Source organism: Aeromonas sp. BIGb0405, from assembly GCF_024807335.1.
GTDB lineage: Bacteria > Pseudomonadota > Gammaproteobacteria > Enterobacterales > Aeromonadaceae > Aeromonas > Aeromonas rivuli.
In genome coordinates this window covers 618,493-636,644 of record NZ_JANUEP010000002.1, presented here as the reverse complement: position 1 = coordinate 636,644, position 18,152 = coordinate 618,493, and the positions used below count along the sequence as shown (strand labels likewise).

The following is an 18,152-nucleotide window of genomic DNA, read 5'->3' as shown; positions in this document are numbered from 1 at the left end:
CAACGGAGGAAGGAACATGAATAACACCACGCTGGCACTGTTCCCCTTACCGTCCCACATACTGCCGGGCGGCAAGTTGCCACTGCGACTGTTTGAGCCGCGCCACCTGCAGATGCTCAAGGAGTCTTTCGAACAGGACAAGGGCTTTGGCATCGTCATGGAGGAGTCCACCCCCTCTGGCTCCGCCGGGCGCATCCTGCCGGTAGGTACCCGGGTCAGAGTCACCGACTTCTATACCCTCAATGACGGTCTGCTCGGCGTCACCGTGCTCGGCCTGGATCGCTTCTGCATTCACAGCATGACGACGGATGAGCTGGGAGTGCGCCGTGCCGAGGTAGAGTCGCTGCCCAACTGGCCCAGCATCCACTCCGACTTCAGCGACGATCTGCTGGCCAACCGGCTGCGGGAAGTGTTCGATCAGTACCCCGAACTCGATGAGCTCTATCCCGACAAACAGTTCGAGGATGCCACCTGGCTGTGTCAGCGCTGGTTGGAAATACTGCCCATGCCCATCTACGAGAAGCAAATGCTGATTGCCAAGCAGAACAGTGAAGCGGCCCGCCAATTCCTGCGTCGGCTGATTGCCCGCTAACCTAGAGGGTTCCGAGCCCAGGCGCCGCCAAGGTGGAAAGAGAGGAGTCTCGCGAGGCTCCCCCCTTGGCATCAAGCTGACCAAATAGTACAAGCAGAGAGACCGCAGAGAAGCAGGGCAAGGGCTCCCGCTTGAGCGTACAGCCCCTTGCCAGATGTTTGCAAAATGCGAAAAGTCTCAATATGAGATGTCAATATTCGCAATTTGCAAAAAAATATATTCATTAGACACCAGATTTGCACCACATCGGCCTGAATTAGCGGGTCGGTGAAGATTTAAAAAGTTGGCACGTATCTTTCATATAGCTCTATACAACCCGATTTATCCCGTGCTCTCTTCAGTATTTGCTGAAGAACTGGTCAACTACCTAGTTGACCATTTTTTTTGCCTGCACTTTTTTGCCTGCACTTTTTTGCCTGCACTTTTTTTGCCTGCACTTTCGCACGAAAAGCTCGACTGGATCTCAGTGTGCCGTCACAGCCTGTCCCACGCTCCCATGGCAGTCTGCCCCCTCTCTGTGACAGAGCCATGACACTCAGCAGTGACGCGTCAGGCACTCGCGCAGCCGCGCCAGACTGATGGGTTTGGCCAGGAAGTCCGTCATGCCAGCGGCCAGGCAGCGCGCCCGGTCTTCGGCCATGGCATTGGCGGTCAGCGCCACTATCGGCATCTGATAACCCAGCTCGCGCAGCAACCGGGTCGCCTCCAACCCGTCCATCTGCGGCATGCGCATGTCCATCAAGATGAGATCCGGCGCCTGCTCCGTCACCTGGGCAATAGCCTCAAGACCATTGCCCGCGAGACGGACCCGGCTCACCAGTTTCTGCAGCATGAGCGAGACCACAAGCTGATTGACCGGGCTGTCTTCCACCACCAGCACCTCCAGAGGCCGCAGCATCAGTGTCGGCTGACTGGGGCGCGTCTCACTCTCGCAGGGCACGCTGAGCCCGGGCAGACTGAACCAGAAGCGACTCCCCTCCCCCAGCCGGCTCTCCAGGCAAAGCTCGCCCCCCATCAGGGCGACCAGTCGCTTGCTGATGCTCAAGCCCAGCCCTGTCCCCGCGCAGTGGCGAGTGGCCGAGCTGTCGACCTGGGTAAAGGGTTCAAACAGGCGTCCCTGATCCCCTTCGCTGATGCCGATACCACTGTCTTGCACCTCGATGCGCAGCCGCACACCGTCCCAGCCCATCCTGAGCACCACCCAGCCCCGCTCGGTGAACTTGACCGCATTGCCAAGCAGGTTGTTGACTATCTGGGACACCCGGACCGGATCCCCGAACAGAACCTCGGGCACGGCCTCCTCCAGCTCGCATCGCAAGCTGAGCCCCTTGCTCCTCACCATGGCCTGCAGCGGCTCCATGATCGACTGGCAGAGGTGCCGGGGGGAGAAACGCTCGCAGTGCAGCTCCAGGCTGTGGGCCTCAATCTTGGAAAAATCGAGCACGTCATCGATGATGGTCTGCAGCAGCCGCGCCGAGTGCGCCGCATGACCCAACAGCGATTGCTGGGCGGGCGCCAGGGCCTCGTGCAGCAATAGATCCAGCATGCCCATCACGGCATTCATGGGGGAGCGTATCTCATGGGTCATCATGGCCAGGAACTGGGACTTGGCACGATTGGCGGCTTCGGCCTGATCCCGGGCCTGGGCCAGTTGCTGCTCTCGGTGGATCTGGGGGCCAATGTCGCGGGCCGTGCCGCTATAGCCGCTGAATCCCCCTTGCGGATCGAAACCGGGCTCGGCGCTCACCTCCATCCAGCGCACGACTTCGCCGGTGTTGATACGCACCCGCTCCGCCCGAATGGCCTGACGCCCCTCCACCAGATGACGAAACTTGTCCCAAGGCTCTCCCTCCCGCTCGTGGGCAACCTCATAGAGGCTGCGCCCCGTCTCCATGGTCATGACCCCACCCTGATAGCCGGGAGCCGAGACATAGCGGAGCCTGTGGTCGGCATCCGTCTCCCAGAACCAGTCCGAGGCCATGGCGGCGAAGCGACGAAAACGGCGCTCGCTCACCTGCAGCTCCCGGGTTTTGAGCGCCACCTGCTGCTGCAACCGGGCCCGATAAGCAATGTTGACCAGCGCTTGGGAAATGAGTGGGCGACAGCGCTCCAGCGCCGCCTTGCTTTGCAGATCCAGCCCCCCTCGAACCGAGTGCCGACACAGCAAGATGCCGACAAAGCCCGGGGCGTGCAGGCCGGTCAGCATCAGGCTGGCCCAGCCAGCCTTGCCTGCCATGGCCGCAAACTCGGGCAGTTGGCCCGGGTCATAGATAACCAGGGTCTCCCCCGCCAGGGCGCGAGCGAACAAGGTAGAATGGCGCCAGGTTTGACCACACTCCCCGGGCTCGGTGCTCAGATGGGTGACGCCCGATCCTTGCTCCCAGGCAAGGACATCCGCCTGCTCGAAACCGATAAAGGGCTGCAGGCTGCGGATCAGGCTGTCGAGCACCTGATCCAGCGTGCGGGCCTCGGCCAGGGTGCCCAGGCCGGCCAGCAGGGTCTGCGACTCCTGATGATACTGCTCCTCCCGCGCCCGACAGTGCACCAGCTCCAGCAAGGTCGCCTGCAGCTTGTCGTTCAGGGCTTCCAACTCCTTGCTGTCGGGGTTCGGAACAGGGGTCATGCGGGTTCTCCCAGCAGTATCACAGCGGAGACCATCAGGTTGCCGTGCGCCAGCTCGCCATAAGGCAAGCGCCCCTGCTCGCCGAAGGTAAAGGGGGTAATAAAGGGGATGGCGCCGAGCTGGGTCTCGAACAGGCTGCCAAATTCGTGGATCCGCTCCCCGAGCGCCAGCCGGCAACCGGCGCAGAAGATGAGCAGGGCGCCGAAGGGGCGCATCTCGCGGCAGCGGCCATAGGCGGGCTCGATGCGACCCGCCGCCAGACTGCGGGCGAGGAGCCCCTCTTCACTGCCATACATGAGCGTCAATCGCTCCCCTAGCTCGATATCGGTAAAGAGCCGCAGCCCACCACGGGCCGTCACCGCCTCCGGGTGGGAGAGCTTGTAGTAGGGCACCCCATCCAGGGTGCCCCGCTGACGCGCCAGCGGCGCCAAGGTGCTCTCCTTGAGGATGGGGCCGACCGGCAGGGTATTCACTCCTCGCCACCGGGCATAGACCTGGGCCGCTGGCTCACCATCCAGAGTCAGCACCTCACGCCCCTCCCTGGCCGTCACCACCCCATGATGGGCGGTGGCGAGGTAGCCGGAGTGAAACTGGAACGCCAGCTCACAGTCCGGATAGAGCAGTGCCAGCACGACCCCCTGCTTGCCCTCCCCTGCTTGCCAGCAGACTTGCCAGTCGCCACTCACCCTGTCGTCGGCGGCCGAGCCCCCCACCACTGGCACCTGGCTGCCAAATTCGGCCTCAATGGTCCCCAATACGGCCTCCTCCTGACCTGGACTGGCATGGAGCAATATCATGGCCGGCAACTCGCCCGGACGCGCCGCCTGGGCCATGGCGCCATGCAGCAGGCTTTTCATGTCAATCTGGTCACCGAGCGCCCCGGCCACCCCATAACTGCCCCGCTCATCGCACAGGGCCGCCACCGCCAGCCCCCAGCCCCCGGCACTGTGATAACCGGACTGGGTCTGTACCCCATGGCAAGAGCTGCATCCGATGAGGCGCGTGTTGGGATAACGGCTAGTCAGCTGAGCACGCAAGATGGCGGCATCATGGGCCTGGGTGAAATAGACAAGCAGCAAGGCCGGCTCCCCCTGCAGGGTCGCCAGGCGTTCGCACACCTCGCGACAAGCAAGCATCGAGCTGGTTGCAAGGGAGTGAGCCGTCAGAAAGTCCACCTGCTATCTCCTGTTAAATCTCATTGAACGATGACGCCTGGGAGCATCCGGGAAACAGGCCCGTTCTTGCATCGACCCTGTCATCGCAATCGGGGCCAAGAAAATCAGGTGCAGCGATCAAGCAAAAGTCATACCCTTTGCGAAAAATTCCGCTGTTGCCGAAAAATCGGATCAGGGGCAAACAACAACATGGGGCCCATGACTACACTGGGCCATCATGAGTCAGCACGGGGATCTCTATGTGGCAGAAAAATATCAATGACTTCCAGCATGTCGTTGCCATTGGCGGTGGCCACGGCCTGGGTCGGGTGCTCTCCTCCCTCTCTTTCCTCGGCGAACGCCTGACGGGCATAGTGACCACCACGGATGATGGCGGCTCCACCGGGCGGCTCCGTCAGGGTCAGGAGTGCATCGCCTGGGGCGATCTGCGCAACTGCCTCAATCAACTGGTCACCGAGCCCAGTATCGGCAGCATGCTCTTCGAGTATCGCTTTGCCGGCCGGGGCGAGCTGGCCGGTCACAACCTTGGCAACCTGATGTTGCTGGCGCTGGACAATTTGTCGGTGCGCCCTCTCGATGCCATTCGTCTCATCAGCAACATGCTGAAAATTGAGAGCAAACTGTTGCCCATGTCGGAGTTTCCCACCGATCTCAGCGCCCGCACCGCCTGTGGCAACCAGATCCTCGGTGAGGTATCCATCGACAAACTGGACAGCCCGCCCCTTTCACTCACTCTGAGCCCCAAGGTGGCGGCGACCCGGGAGGCGGTATGCGCCATCGCCGAGGCTGACATGATAGTGCTGGGACCAGGCAGCTTTCTCACCTCCATCATGCCCCCCCTGCTGCTGGAAGAGATTGCCCAGGCCATAGGTCAGAGCCGCGCAAAATTGGTCTTTATCACCAATCTGGTGGCGGAGAAGGGGCCGGCTGGCCAGATGGATCTGCTGACCCAGTGGCGCTGGCTCGAACAGCACATTGGCACGGGGCGGGTCGATGCCATCATAGGTCCGCAGGGTCAATACCCGGCCGAGCTGGATGGTTTGCTGATGACGGCCTATCTGGGTGAGGAGGGCCTGCCCCATCGTCACGACAGGGCCAGGCTCAAGGCGGCGCTGGACAGGGCAATTCACTGGCGCAAGCGTCACTGACCCCGGCGCCAGGGATTCAGGATGATGGCTGGCAGTAATGGTTCAACTGGGTGAATACCTGGGGCAAAGACTGCTGCAACTGGCCGATGAGCAGGCCGCTCTCGGCGCTATCCTGACGCTGGCAGGCCAGCTCCAGGGCCACCACCTGCTGCTGGCTGAGCCGGGCACCATAACTGGCGCAGGACGATTTGAGGCTGTGGGCCAGTCGCCCCAGCGCCCGCCACTCTTCCTGCTCATAAAGGGGCGGCAATTGGGCAAGCTGCTCGCCCACCTCCTCGATAAAGACCCCGATCACCACGGGCATCATCTCTTCGCCAATGTCTTCGGCCAACTGGGCCAAAACCGCCTGATCCAACAGTGTCATCTTGCCTCCTGCAATGTGGTATCCAAATAGAACATAGATCAATGGCGGCGAACAGGGGGAGTCAAATCATCCCCATGCATCCTGGCCTGGGGATGGAGAAACTGTGATCTGGCTCCATTATCGTGAAGTGGCCCGCCCCATGTCATCGCAATGACTTGCAACAAAATTAACATTCAGGCAACAATGCGAACCATGAGAATGAGCAGGGCTCAATATCACCTCATCCCTTTTTGCCTGTATGGCTGCTGCGAAGAACCAGGGTAGATTTCTACCCTGGTATTTTTTTAGACCGGGTTGTCGATATCGACAAAGATCACCTCAACGCCATGCTCGGTGGCCAACCACTCTCCCAGTGCCTTGACGCCATATCGTTCGGTCGCATGATGGCCTGCGGCGAAAAAGTGCATGCCCATCTCCCGGGCCGTGTGTATGGTCTGCTCCGACGCCTCCCCCGAGATGAACGCATCTATGCCCTGCTCCGCGGCGAGGTTGATATAGCTCTGTCCCCCGCCGGTACACCAGGCCACGGTTTCGATGAGGGCAGGTCCGCTCTCGCCGCAGTGCAGCACAGTGCGGCCCAGCCGTTCGCCAATCCGTGCGGCCAACGCCTCACCGCTCAGGGGTTCGTCAAACTTGCCGACCATGGCCACGCTTTTCTTGTCCCAGGGCTCCAGACCACGACGCACCCGGATGCCGAGCAGCTTGGCCAGCTGGGCATTGTTGCCAAGCTCCGGATGGACATCCAGTGGCAGGTGATAGGCGAACAGATTGATATCATGGGTGAGCAGCGTCTTGAGGCGGCGCTGCTTCATGCCGGTGACAACCTCGGCCTCCCCCTTCCAGAAGTAGCCATGGTGTACCAGTATGGCGTCGGCTCCCTCGGCCACGGCGGCGTCGAGCAATCCCTGGCTAGCGGTGACCCCTGTGACTATCTTGCGGATCTCGTCGCGCCCCTCGACTTGCAGGCCATTGGGGCAGTAATCCTTGATGGCATGGGGTTCGAGCAGCTGATTGAGTATGTTGGTGAGTTTCTGGCGGCGGATCATAGGCCCCTCTGTGCCCGGATGGGCGAGCTGACAAAGGGCCATGATAATCGAGCCCGCCGACCAAGGCCATGGTGGCGGGCTCACACTGGTGTCCTTGGCCCGTCAGCGAGACGGCAAGGGCGCCAGGGTCAGGCGCGACTGGGGCGCCTCCGGTTGCAGGGTAGGGCTCAGGCGGGCAGGAGAATACCCGCCTCTCGCATCTGCGCCAGCTTGTAGCGCAAGGTGCGCGAGCTGATGCCGAGCCGCTCGGCAACGGCTTTACGGCTCCCCTTGCAGTCGTGCAAGGTCTCCAGAATGATCTGGTGTTCCTGCTGCTTGAGCTCGCTGCCGAGCCGCTCGCCGTTGAAGGGGCGCTCGACATTGCCCGCAGTGTCCGCCGGGATGAGTCCGGCCTCGCCGACCCCCAGCGCGAATGCCCCCACGTCTCCCGGCTCCAGGATCAACTGGGCGACCCCTATCTCGCCATCGGTGGAGAGGATCAGCGCCCGCTGCACCACATTGTCCAGTTCGCGCACGTTGCCGGGCCAGGGATGGGCGAGCAGCAGCGCCGCCGCCTGAGAGTCCAGCCTTGGGGTCGGCAACCCTTGTTGAGCCGCATGGAGCGCAAGCAGGTGCTCGGCCAGGGGCAGTATGTCCCCGGTCCGCTCCCCCAGGGCGCGCCAGTGCAGGGGGAACACATTGAGCCGGTAGTAGAGATCCTCCCGAAACAGCCCCTCTTGCACCGCTCTCTTGAGGTCGCGATTACTGGTGGCAATGACCCGCACGTCCAGGGGGATCATCTTGCGACTGCCGAGCCGCTCCACCTCTTTCTCCTGCAATACCCGCAGCAGCTTGGCTTGCAAGGAGAGATCCATCTCGGTTATCTCATCGAGCAGCAGGGTGCCGCCCTGGGCTTGTTCGAACTTGCCAGGACAGCCCTGCACGGCGCCGGTGAAGGCCCCCTTGTCATAGCCAAACAGGGTCGCCTCCAGCATGTTCTCCGGAATGGCGGCGCAGTTGATGGCCACAAAGGCTTGTTCACTGCGCGGGGAGTGGTCGTGTATGTAGCGGGCCAGCACCTCCTTGCCCGTACCACTGGGACCGGTCACCATGACGGTGGCCTCGCTTCTCGCAACCCTTGCTGCCAGCTGGAACAGCTCGGCACTGCGCGGATCCCCATGCACCACAGTACGCCGCTCCACTTTCTGAGCCGGCACATAGCGACTCACCTGGTTGAGCAGCACCTCGGGGGAGAAGGGCTTGGCGAGATAATCGATGGCCCCCTCGCGCATGGCGCGCACGGCACCATCTATGTTGGCATGGGCCGTCATCAGCAGCACCGGGATCTGGGGATAGGCCTGGCGGATGTTGCCCAGCAAGGTGAGGCCATCCATGCCCCCCATCTGAATGTCGGAGATCACCATGTCGAAGGGCTGGCGCGACAGGGCAAGCAGCGCCCGCTCACCGCTCTCGGCCTCACGACACTCGTAACCGCCGAGCAGCAGGGTATCGATCAGCGCCTCGCGCAGACCGGCATCATCTTCAACGACCAGGATCCGGGCCTGACTCATACGCTTGCTCCCAGGGACTGAGCGGTCTCATTGGAATGGAAAATCAGGGTGACGACTTGGTCATCCCCCCATCGGAGGTCTGCGACACTCATGCGACGACTCCCAGGGCTAGAGCGCCCTCATGCAAAGGGAAAGAGAGGGTAAAGCAGCTGCCCTCCCCCGGTACCGAGGTCACCTTGACCTCCCCCTGATGGGCCCGCACCACGGATTGCACCACGGCCAGCCCCAGGCCCGTGCCCTGGCTGCGGGTCGTAAAGAAGGGTTCAAAGATCTGGGCGAGTTGTTGATGGGTCATGCCTTTGCCGTTGTCGATCACCCTCAGCTCGACCCTGTTGTCGCTGCGCACCGCACTCACCATGAGGGAGTTGGCCCCCGCCTGGGCGCCATTGGCAATCAGATTATTGATGGCACCCGCCAGGGCATTGCTGTTGGCAAGCAGGCAGAGATCGGGCTCAGGGGCCTCGATATGCAGGCTGCACTGCTGTTGATGGCAGAACGCCTCGGCGCCCAGTTGCACCTCGCCCAGCAATCCTTGGACCGAGATGGGGGCCACCACCTGGCTCTCGCCACTGCGGGCGAACAGCAAGATGTCGCTGATCTGTTTTTCCAGATCCTGCAACCTGGCCATCAGTTTTTGCTGAAACAGCACCCGTGATTCCGGCTTGAGGGTGCGGTTGGCCAGGTTGGCGCCATAGAGCATGGCCGCGGACAGGGGGGTGCGGATCTGGTGAGCCAGGGAGGCCGCCATGTTGCCAAGTGCAGAGAGGCGCTTCATGTGGTTGACCCTGTCCTGGAGGCGGCGGGTCTCGGTGAGATCGGTGAGGAACACCAGCTGGCCAGGTTGATCCGGCAACGGCTGGGTAGAAAGCTGCACCCGGCGACCATCTCTCAGGGAGATCTCGTGGCCGTCATCGGCCCTGGGCTCGAAGCAGCGGCCGATGATGGCGCGCCAGCTCAACCCTTCCAGCGGCTCGCCGAGCAGCGCATGGGCTGCGGGGTTGGCGCGGGTGATGGCCCCCTGGCCGTCGAGCAGCAGCACCCCGGTCGGCAGCGCCGTGAAAATGGCATAGAGCTGACTGACTTCGTGGGACTGGACCGGGTTGTCTTGCTGTTGGCTCGTCATAAACCTGACCTCAAACGGGGAGTACGTTCAGGTTATTCAAGTTCTATGCCAGATAAATTTACTGTTTTAAATCATTAGGTTAAATAGGTGCGTCAAGGGGTTGACCCTAGGCTTCCTTGCTCATGCCGTATTTCTTCATCTTCTCGACCAGGGTAGTGCGGCGCATGCCGAGCAGATCGGCGGCCCGTGCCACCACCCCTTCCTGGGATTCCAGGGCCTGGCGGATCAGCTCCACTTCCAGGTCGGCCAGCATCTCCTTGAGGTTGACCCCCTCCAGGGGCAGCTGCATCAGGTTGCCGTTGCCAGGGCTCGCCAGCAGTTCGGGAGGATCCTGGAACACGGCTGCCAGGGCATCGCGCTCATCCATCTCGGTCAAGCGAGCGTCTCTGGGTTCGCACGGCAGCAGTCGATAGCGGCTCGGCAGATCCGAGACATCCACTATCTGCTGGGGATAGAGGATCAGCAGACGCTCAAGCAGGTTGGAGAGCTCGCGCACGTTGCCGGGCCAGGGGTATTGCAGCAGGGATTCCATGGCGCGCTGGGTCAGGCGAATGTAGCCCTGATGCTGCTCCGAGTGGCGATTGAGCAACTCCTGCAGCAGCAGCGGAATATCATCGATACGATCGCGCAGGGGGGGGGTATCGATAGGGAACACATTGAGGCGGTAGTAGAGATCTTCCCGAAACTCCTGGGTGCGGATCATCGCCTCAAGATCCCTGTGGGTCGCCGCTATGATGCGCACGTCCGCCTGGATAGGCTTGCCGCCACCGACCCGGTCGAACAGCCGCTCCTGCAACACCCGCAGCAGTTTGACCTGCATCGGCATCGGCATGTCGCCAATCTCGTCGAGGAAGAGGGTGCCGCCCTGGGCCAGCTCGAAGCGGCCACGCCGCGCCGCGATGGCGCCGGTGAAGGCCCCCTTCTCATGACCAAACAGTTCGCTCTCAAGCAATTCTGCCGGAATGGCGCCGCAGTTGATGGGCACGAAGGGACCGCCAGCACGAGTGGAGAGTTCATGGATGGCGCGCGCCACCACCTCCTTGCCGGTCCCGGATTCTCCCAGGATCAGCACATTGGCATCGGTCTGCGCGACCTGGCCGATGAGACGGCGCACCTCTTGAATGCCCTTGCCCTTGCCCACCAGAAGTCGCAACAGGGTTTGACCCTTGTCATGGGTCTGCTGTTTCGGGTGCAAGGAGACAAACGCCTGGCAAAAGTGCAGATGGCGGGTCAGGGATTCATAAGAAAACGGCGCCTGGGCCACCCCGATGAAGTTGCTATTGGGCAGCGCTATCTCGGTCAGGGAGACGAAGGGGGTGCGGGGGTATTGTTCGAGCAGCGCGCTCAGGGGACGATCCGCCAGCTCGCCGATCAGGACCCCTTGCAGGGGGCCCGAGGCTTCGATGGCCATGTCGAGATCCCCCTGTGCGACCTCTTGCCAAGGCATTCCCATGAAGGAGAGCACTGTACCCAACTGCTGGCGTCTAGCGACATCCGTATCCACTATCAGCACGCCCATTGCCATCATATTCATCCCTCTTCCACCGCCGATTCTTATTGCTATCGCCAGCCACCCCGCAAGCGGGGGGAGGCACAAGGCGCACAAAGTGCCAAAATTCCGGCACCTTGTCAAAAACTGTCGCGCCAGAATGTGTCCTGGCCGACATAGTGGCAACAGATGTTTCCAATCAGGGACGTTACGCCCCACCAACCTTAATCACTCGAGTCCGAAAATCCCATTCCGATCGCCAGTTTCAGTGCTGCGGGTTCGGCTTGAGGGTCGCATAGCGGCACTCGGGGAAACGGGTACAGGTGAGAAACTGCTTGCCGGCATAGGGCCCCTTGCGGGCCTCGCGATCCAGCAGAGGCGCGCTGCAGCGTGGGCAAGCATGGGATTTGGCCGGCGCCGCATCATCCTGGTCATGGATCTTGTGGTCCTGCTCCGTGCCCTCCTCGTCCTCATCCAGCGAGGTGGCGGTGAATACCCCCTGGGGCATCGCCTCTGGCTCGCCACTCGCAGACGTCTGGGGGAGGGATCTCATCATGGGCAGATCAAGGGGGGCCTTGTCCGTGTCTTGCTCCCTGTCATGACGACGGCCAGCCCCTTTGCTGGTGCGCCCACTCGCCGCATCGGCCTGGGGCCGAGTCAGCGGCCTGGGGGTATCGCCCAGATCCACGGCACCCAGGGATTGCGGGTTGAAGGTCGGTTCGCGCCTTGCTCCCCCGCTGAGCGCGGGTTCCATCAGGGGGTCCAGCGCGTCCTCGGCAAGCAACAAGGCCTGCACCTGTTCTCTGAGCTCGTCGAGATCCGCCGCCTCCTGCCCCCCCAGGAGCAAGAGCGGCAAGTCGGCGCGCTCACACAGCTGCTGCAACCAGCGATCCCGGCTCGGCCGACGCTTGCCCTGCCCCGGCGCCAATCGCTCGACCGCGCAGACCAGCGACAGATCCTCGGGGTCACAGAGCAGATAGTCGAACTGACGATCCCCCATGCTGGCCAGCTGCTTTTGCCATTTTCCCTTGCCAACCCCCTTGCCCGGCAGCAGCACGTCTTTGAGACGAACATGGGTAAAGAGTTGCACTTCCCCTTGCAGCAGTGCCTGCAAGGCCGCGAACTCGCGATGGCGCTCCGATGTCATCAGCGTCTCTTGCAAGGAGCAGGAGACAAGCCTGGCACGGCGAGCACGCCAGACAAACAGGACAGCAACGAGGGCCAGTACTAACAGACCGGGTAACAGCAAGCCATTCATGGAGGGGGCAATCCGACTAACGAAAGAGGGGCATAATATTACCACAACCCCCGGCCACAACCGCTATCTGTCAAGGCGCAAAGGCCGGATGCGGCCATCGGCAGAATAATTTCGGTTTTGGCCGGGTCAGGGGGTTCATCTGGCCTGCAACGGCAGGCACAATGAAGTGGACTCACACACAAGGAGAGCAGGATGCAAAAGCAATTGGTTGTCACAGTCATAGGCGCAGACAGACCCGGCATAGTGGAAGAGTTGGCCGCCCTCATCAATCTGCAAGGGGGCAACTGGCTCGCCAGTTCCATGAGCGAATTGGCCGGTCAGTTTGCCGGCATCCTCCAGATCAGCGTGGACGATGCCCACTACCGTACCCTGTGCGAGGCGCTCTCCCTGCTGGTCGGACTCAAGGTGAGCTTCGCCGAAGGGGTGCTCAGTGCCGAGCCCGAACGCCAGCTGATGCTTACGGTCACCGGCAACGACAGACCCGGCATTGTCCATGAAGTGGCGAGCATCTTGCGCCAGCTCGGCGCCAACGTCATCGACCTGACCACGGGCTGCGAGGCCGCCCCCCACTCCGGTGCGCCGCTCTTCTATGCCCATGCTCTGGTCGCCCTGCCCCAGGGGCTGGCCCTGCCGACCCTGATCGATGCCCTGGAGTCCCTCTCGGACGATCTGGTGGTCGACATCGATCAAGACGTGGAAGATTGATGCTGCTGTCATTAAAGCGTCACAAAACCGTCATCTAATGAGGCCCATTCGTTCCACGGGATTGGATAAACAGAGGCACTGATGAGCACCGACAAGCTGTATGAAGAGAAGGAACTGAGCTGGCTCTCTTTTAACGAGAGGGTGCTGCAGGAGGCGATGGACAAGACGGTGCCGCTCATCGAGCGGATCCGCTTCCTCGGCATTTTCTCCTCCAACCAGGACGAGTTTTTCAAGGTACGGGTCTCCGAGGTGAAGCGCCGCATCCTGATCAACGAGGTCCATGGCGGTGATGACGAGGCCAAGGGGCTGCTGCGTGCCATCCAGCAGAAAGTGATGGCGCTGGGCGAGGCGTTTGACAACACCTACAAGGAGCTGCTGATTGCCCTCGCCCGCCACAATATCTTCCTGGTCAACGAGAATCAGCTCTCCGACAACATACAGCTGTGGATGCGGGTCTTCTTCAAGGAGAAGGTGCTGCGCCACCTGATCCCCATCTTGCTCAACAAGGAGGTGAACCCGGTCAAGTTTCTGAAAGACGAGTACACCTACCTAGCGGTGGAGATGAAAAAGCAGGGCCAGGTGATCCAGTACGCCCTGGTCGAGGTGCCGACCGACGACCTGCCCCGCTTCGTGCAACTGCCCTCAGAGGGCACCCGCCGCAAGAAACAGATCATCATTCTCGACAACATCATCCGCTTCTGTCTGGATGACCTGTTCAAGGGCTTCTTCGATTACGATGAAATCGCCGCCTATGCGGTCAAGCTGACCCGGGATGCGGAGTACGATCTCTCCGACCAGCTCGATCTCAGCCTGGTCGACAAGATGAGTGATGGCTTGAAGCAGCGCCTCACCGCCATGCCGGTACGCTTCGTCTATGAGCGGGAGATGCCCGCAGCCATGATAAGCTTCCTCAAGCTCAAGCTGCAGATCAGCTCCTACGACGCCATCATGTCCGGTGGCCGCTATCACAATTTCAAGGATTTCATCGGCTTCCCCAATGTCGGCCGTGACTATCTGGAAAACCCCAAGCTGCCGGCCCTCGATTGCCGCGACTTTGATGGCTTCGTCAACGCCTTCGATGCCATTACCAAGCAAGACATCTTGCTCTACTACCCCTATCACAAGTTCCACCACTTCACCGAGCTGGTGCGCCAGGCGGCCTTCGATCCGGCAGTGAGCGCCATTCGCATCAATATCTATCGGGTCGCCAAGAAGTCGCGCATCATCCACTCTCTGGTCGATGCCGCCAACAACGGCAAGAAGGTGACTGTGGTGGTCGAGTTGCGGGCCCGCTTCGACGAGGCGGCCAACATCGACTGGGCCAATGTCTTGACCGACGCCGGGGTCAAGGTGGTGTTCGGGGTACCCAGCCTCAAGATCCACTCCAAGCTCTGCCTCATCACCCGTCTCGAGCAGGGTGAGGCGGTGCGCTACGCCCATATCGGCACCGGCAACTTCAACGAGAAGACCGCCAAGACCTATACCGACTTCTCCCTGCTGACCCGCAACCCCGACATCACCGCCGAGGTGGAGGGAGTATTCGAGTACATCGAGTACCCCTACCGCCGCTACAAGTTCAATCACCTGCTGGTCTCCCCCATCAACTGCCGCCGCCAGCTCTACCGGTTGATTGACAACGAGTTGACCAACGCCAAGGCGGGGCTGCCCAGCGGCATCACCCTCAAGATCAACAATCTGGTGGACAGAGACCTCATCAACCGTCTCTATGCAGCGGGCCAGGCCGGGGTGCCCATCCAGATGATCATCCGTGGCATGTGCGCCCTGCGCCCCGGTGTGCCGGGTCTCAGCGAAAACATCAGAGTGATCAGCATCATAGATCGCTTCCTCGAGCATCCACGGGTCATGGTGTTTCACAACAAGGGCAATGTGCAGCTCTATATCTCCAGCGCCGACTGGATGAGCCGCAACATCGATGGTCGCATCGAGGTGGGCACCCCCATCTATGACGATCGGCTCAAGCAGCGCATCCTGGATATACTGGAGTTGCAACTGAGTGACACCACCAAGGCGCGGGTCATCGATGCAGAACAGCAGAACCTGTATGTAAACCGGGGCAACAGGCGCAAGATCCGCTCCCAGGTTGCCACCTACGACTATCTCAAACGCATCGAGTCAACTCCCCATGGACAATAGCCTTTATGCCGCCGTCGATCTGGGCTCCAACAGCTTCCACATGGTCATCGCCCGTCTCACCGACGGGCGCATGCAGATCATCGACAGGATCAAGGAGCGGGTCCGGCTGGCGGAGGGGATGGATGATCAGCATAGAATGTCGGTCGAGGCCATGGCCCGCGGTCTCGCCTGCCTGACCCTCTTTGCCGAACGGCTCACCAACATCAAGCCGGATCAGATCCGCATCGCCGGCACCTATACCCTGCGCCGGGCCAGCAATGCCCGCGAGTTCGTCGCCAAGGCAGCCAGCTTGCTCCAACACCCCATCGAGGTGATCAGCGGTCAGGAGGAGGCCCGTCTCGTCTATCAGGGCGTGGCTCACACCCAGCATATCGAGGGGCCTGTGCTGGTGGTGGATATCGGCGGCGGCAGCACCGAACTCATCATTGGCGAAGGATTCGAACACAAGGCGCTCACCAGCCGCAAGATGGGGTGCGTCAGCTTCACCCAGAGCTTCTTTGCCAACGGCAAATTGAGTGAAAAGGCCTTCAACAGTGCCGTGCTGGAGGCGCAGCATCAGCTCGCCCCCATCATCAACCAATACCATAAGCTCGGCTGGCAGAGCTGCCTGGGCAGCTCCGGCTCGATCCGTACCGTGCGCGACGTGTTGCAGGGGGAAGGCTGGACCGATGGCAGTATCACCCTGGCGGGGCTCGAGCGCCTCAAACGGGAGTTGCTCGAGCACAAGAAGGTCGAACAGCTGAAGTTCTCTGGCCTGGCCGAGGATCGCCAAGGGGTGTTTGCCGCGGCGGTCGCCATCCTGCTTGGGCTCTTTACCTCCTTGCCCATCGAGCGGATGGAGTATTCGGACGGCGCCTTGCGCGAGGGGCTGCTCTATGAGTTCGAGGAGCGTCTGCAGCACCACGACATTCGCGAGCGCACCGCCCTGGCGCTGTCCACCCACTATCGCATCGACAAGCGCCAGGCGACCCGGGTCGAGCAGAGCGTGCTGCCCCTGTTTGATGCCCTGAGCGATCCCTGGCAGATGCCCATCGAGCCTTATCGCGCCATCCTCGGCTGGGCGGCGCGACTGCACGAGATTGGCCTTGCCATCAACTACAGCGGCATCCATCGCCACTCCGCCTATATCTTGCAACATACCGACTTGCCCGGTTTCAACCAGGACGATCAGGCCCTGCTTGCTGCTCTGGTGCGCTTCCAGCGCAAGGGGCTCAAGCTCTCGGAGCTGCCCGCCCTGCCCAACCACGATGAACACACTGTGCTGCGCTGCATCCGCATCCTGCGCCTCGCGGTGGCCGCCCACCACAGACGCCAGGACAAGCTGTTGCCTGAATGGCGAGTGCAGGCCGCCGGGGATCAGCTGGTGGTCACCCTGCCAACCGACTGGTGCGAGGAGAACCGGCTGCTGATGCAGAATCTGGAAAAAGAGCAACGCTACTGCCAGGAGCATGGCTGGCCCTTGCTGTTTCAACTGAGCTGAACCATACCCCCGAAAACAACAAAGGCAGCCTGGGCTGCCTTTGTGCATTTGATCTCTGCGCGTTCAATTCAGCTCAGGCAGGATCAGCTTGGCTATCTCGAAGTAGATGATGAGGCCGGTGCCATCGACCAGGGTCGAGATGAAGGGGGCCGACACCACGGCAGGATCCATCCGCAAGCGGCGCAGCAGCAGGGGAATGATGGAGGCGACGATGGCGCTCCACAGCACGATGGCGATGATGGTCAGGGTGACCACCACCCCCACTTCCACGCCCACCCCCAGACTCCAGGCCCGTACCCAGGCAGCCACGGCGATGGCTACCGAGACCAGCATGGCGGTGGAGATCTCTTTGCGCAGCACTGTGCCAAGGTTGCGCAGACTGACCTCCCCCACCGCCATGGCCCGCACCAGGGTGGTGGTGATCTGGGTGCCGCTGTTGCCGCCCGTGCCGATGAGCAGCGGAATAAAGAAGGCCAGGGCGATGGCCGCCTCCAACTGCTCCTCGAAGGCCCGCAGCACTGTGCCCGTATAGGCCTCGGCCACGAACAGGATCAACAGCCAGCCGATACGCTTGCGCCACAGCTGCCAGGGGGTGGCATGGAGATAAGGGGTTTCGAGGGGGGACGAGCCACCTTGCAACTCGGCATCCTCGGTGGATTCGAGTTCGAGTATGTCGGCGGCATCATCCAGGTGGAAGATGCCGAGCAGGCGACCATCGGATTCCACCGGCAGGGAGAGCAGATCCCGCTCCACCAGCATCCGCGCCGCCAGCTCCTGATCCATGCGGGCGTCGAGGCGGATCAGATCCCGCTCCATCAGCTCGCACACCGCCCTGTCCGGCTCGGCCACCAGCATGGTCTTGAGCGAGAGATAGCCGAGCAACTGGCCACTCTCATCGACCACATAGATATCCTGGAACACCTCGGCGTTGTCCCAGGCATCGTGGATCCGCTGTTTGGCGCTGGCGATGGACTCCTCCCCCTTGAGGGTGAAGAAGTCGTGACGCATGTGAGCGCCCACCGACTCGCTTGGCCAGCGGAGCAGCCCCTTGAGCTCGGCACTCACCCCGGATGGCAGACTCGCCAACAGGGAGGCGCGCTCCCGTTTCCCCAGGCTGCGCAACATGGCAAGCAGCTCCCGGCGCGGGATCTTGCCTTGCACCAGGGCCAGCACACTCGGGTGCAGGCGCAGCAACAGCCGGGCACCGCAGGTGCGGGCCAGCATGCCGAGCAGTCGGGCGCCATCGGCCCCCAGGGTATCAAACAGACAGTTGAGCTCTTCCTGGCGCAGGGCGAGCAGCTGGTCGGCCCGCGCATCCGGGGCCAGTTCATTGTCGAGCCAGGCCTGCAGGGTGGGCAGGTCGAGCAGTTGATGACGGTTCAGTAACAGATGTGTTTTCTTCATCGAAGATAAGCCTTTGTGATCCCGGCGAGCCGGGCTATCCC

At 61.7% G+C, this 18,152-nt stretch carries 14 protein-coding genes; 5 read left to right on the top strand and 9 right to left on the bottom strand.

Annotated features, from left to right (window positions below; genetic code table 11):
- Positions 1–16: 16 nt before the first annotated feature.
- On the top strand, positions 17–592 hold the full coding sequence (locus tag M2366_RS07705; RefSeq protein WP_042043356.1) for an LON peptidase substrate-binding domain-containing protein: 576 nt from the start codon (positions 17–19) through the stop codon (positions 590–592).
- Between the two features lie 535 nt (positions 593–1,127).
- Here M2366_RS07705 and M2366_RS07700 read toward each other — a convergent pair.
- Both M2366_RS07700 and M2366_RS07695 read right to left on the bottom strand, forming a co-directional pair.
- Positions 1,128–3,215 carry a PAS domain-containing sensor histidine kinase gene (locus M2366_RS07700; protein ID WP_259269350.1) on the bottom strand — a complete coding sequence of 696 codons (2,088 nt, stop codon included), beginning with the start codon at positions 3,213–3,215 and terminating at the stop codon, positions 1,128–1,130.
- Complete coding sequence (locus M2366_RS07695) at positions 3,212–4,351, bottom strand: FIST signal transduction protein (RefSeq protein ID WP_259269456.1); 1,140 nt, start codon at positions 4,349–4,351, stop codon at positions 3,212–3,214. The genes M2366_RS07700 and M2366_RS07695 overlap by 4 nt, the downstream gene beginning before the upstream one ends.
- A gap of 278 nt (positions 4,352–4,629) precedes the next feature.
- Here M2366_RS07695 and yvcK point away from each other — a divergent pair, with 278 nt between their 5' ends.
- Positions 4,630–5,538 carry a uridine diphosphate-N-acetylglucosamine-binding protein YvcK gene (yvcK, locus tag M2366_RS07690; RefSeq protein ID WP_224430815.1) on the top strand — a complete coding sequence of 303 codons (909 nt, stop codon included), beginning with the start codon at positions 4,630–4,632 and terminating at the stop codon, positions 5,536–5,538.
- A 16-nt stretch (positions 5,539–5,554) separates the two neighbouring features.
- Here the strand turns inward: yvcK and M2366_RS07685 are convergent, their stop codons facing one another.
- The 6 genes from M2366_RS07685 to M2366_RS07660 all read right to left on the bottom strand — a co-directional run bounded on the left by M2366_RS07685 (position 5,555) and on the right by M2366_RS07660 (position 12,368).
- Positions 5,555–5,902 (bottom strand): Hpt domain-containing protein, encoded by a 348-nt coding sequence (locus M2366_RS07685; RefSeq protein ID WP_042043351.1) that lies wholly within the window; start codon positions 5,900–5,902, stop codon positions 5,555–5,557.
- 284 nt (positions 5,903–6,186) lie between these two features.
- Positions 6,187–6,948 carry a Nif3-like dinuclear metal center hexameric protein gene (locus M2366_RS07680; protein WP_224430816.1) on the bottom strand — a complete coding sequence of 254 codons (762 nt, stop codon included), beginning with the start codon at positions 6,946–6,948 and terminating at the stop codon, positions 6,187–6,189.
- Positions 6,949–7,115: 167 nt separating this feature from the next.
- The gene (locus M2366_RS07675; protein WP_259269349.1) at positions 7,116–8,498 is read right to left on the bottom strand and encodes a sigma-54 dependent transcriptional regulator; all 1,383 of its coding nucleotides are present in this window, start codon (positions 8,496–8,498) and stop codon (positions 7,116–7,118) included.
- 88 nt (positions 8,499–8,586) lie between these two features.
- Complete coding sequence (locus M2366_RS07670; protein ID WP_224430818.1) at positions 8,587–9,621, bottom strand: PAS domain-containing sensor histidine kinase; 1,035 nt, start codon at positions 9,619–9,621, stop codon at positions 8,587–8,589.
- Between the two features lie 106 nt (positions 9,622–9,727).
- Entirely contained in the window at positions 9,728–11,149 is a 1,422-nt protein-coding gene (locus M2366_RS07665; RefSeq protein WP_259269455.1) for a sigma-54 dependent transcriptional regulator, read from the bottom strand.
- A gap of 226 nt (positions 11,150–11,375) precedes the next feature.
- Positions 11,376–12,368, bottom strand: coding sequence for a DUF2726 domain-containing protein (locus M2366_RS07660; RefSeq protein WP_259235706.1), 993 nt, complete (start codon positions 12,366–12,368; stop codon positions 11,376–11,378).
- Positions 12,369–12,560: 192 nt separating this feature from the next.
- Between M2366_RS07660 and M2366_RS07655 the strand changes: the two genes are divergently transcribed.
- From M2366_RS07655 to ppx, 3 genes are all read left to right on the top strand, one after another.
- Complete coding sequence (locus tag M2366_RS07655; protein ID WP_259269348.1) at positions 12,561–13,073, top strand: glycine cleavage system protein R; 513 nt, start codon at positions 12,561–12,563, stop codon at positions 13,071–13,073.
- Positions 13,074–13,154: 81 nt separating this feature from the next.
- A complete protein-coding gene (ppk1, locus tag M2366_RS07650; RefSeq protein WP_259235705.1) occupies positions 13,155–15,227 on the top strand; it encodes a polyphosphate kinase 1 in 2,073 nt (690 codons plus the stop codon).
- On the top strand, positions 15,217–16,707 hold the full coding sequence (gene ppx / locus M2366_RS07645; RefSeq protein WP_259269347.1) for an exopolyphosphatase: 1,491 nt from the start codon (positions 15,217–15,219) through the stop codon (positions 16,705–16,707). The genes ppk1 and ppx overlap by 11 nt, the downstream gene beginning before the upstream one ends.
- A gap of 63 nt (positions 16,708–16,770) precedes the next feature.
- Here ppx and mgtE read toward each other — a convergent pair whose 3' ends face one another.
- Entirely contained in the window at positions 16,771–18,111 is a 1,341-nt protein-coding gene (gene mgtE, locus M2366_RS07640; RefSeq protein ID WP_259235703.1) for a magnesium transporter, read from the bottom strand.
- Positions 18,112–18,152 lie beyond the last annotated feature (41 nt).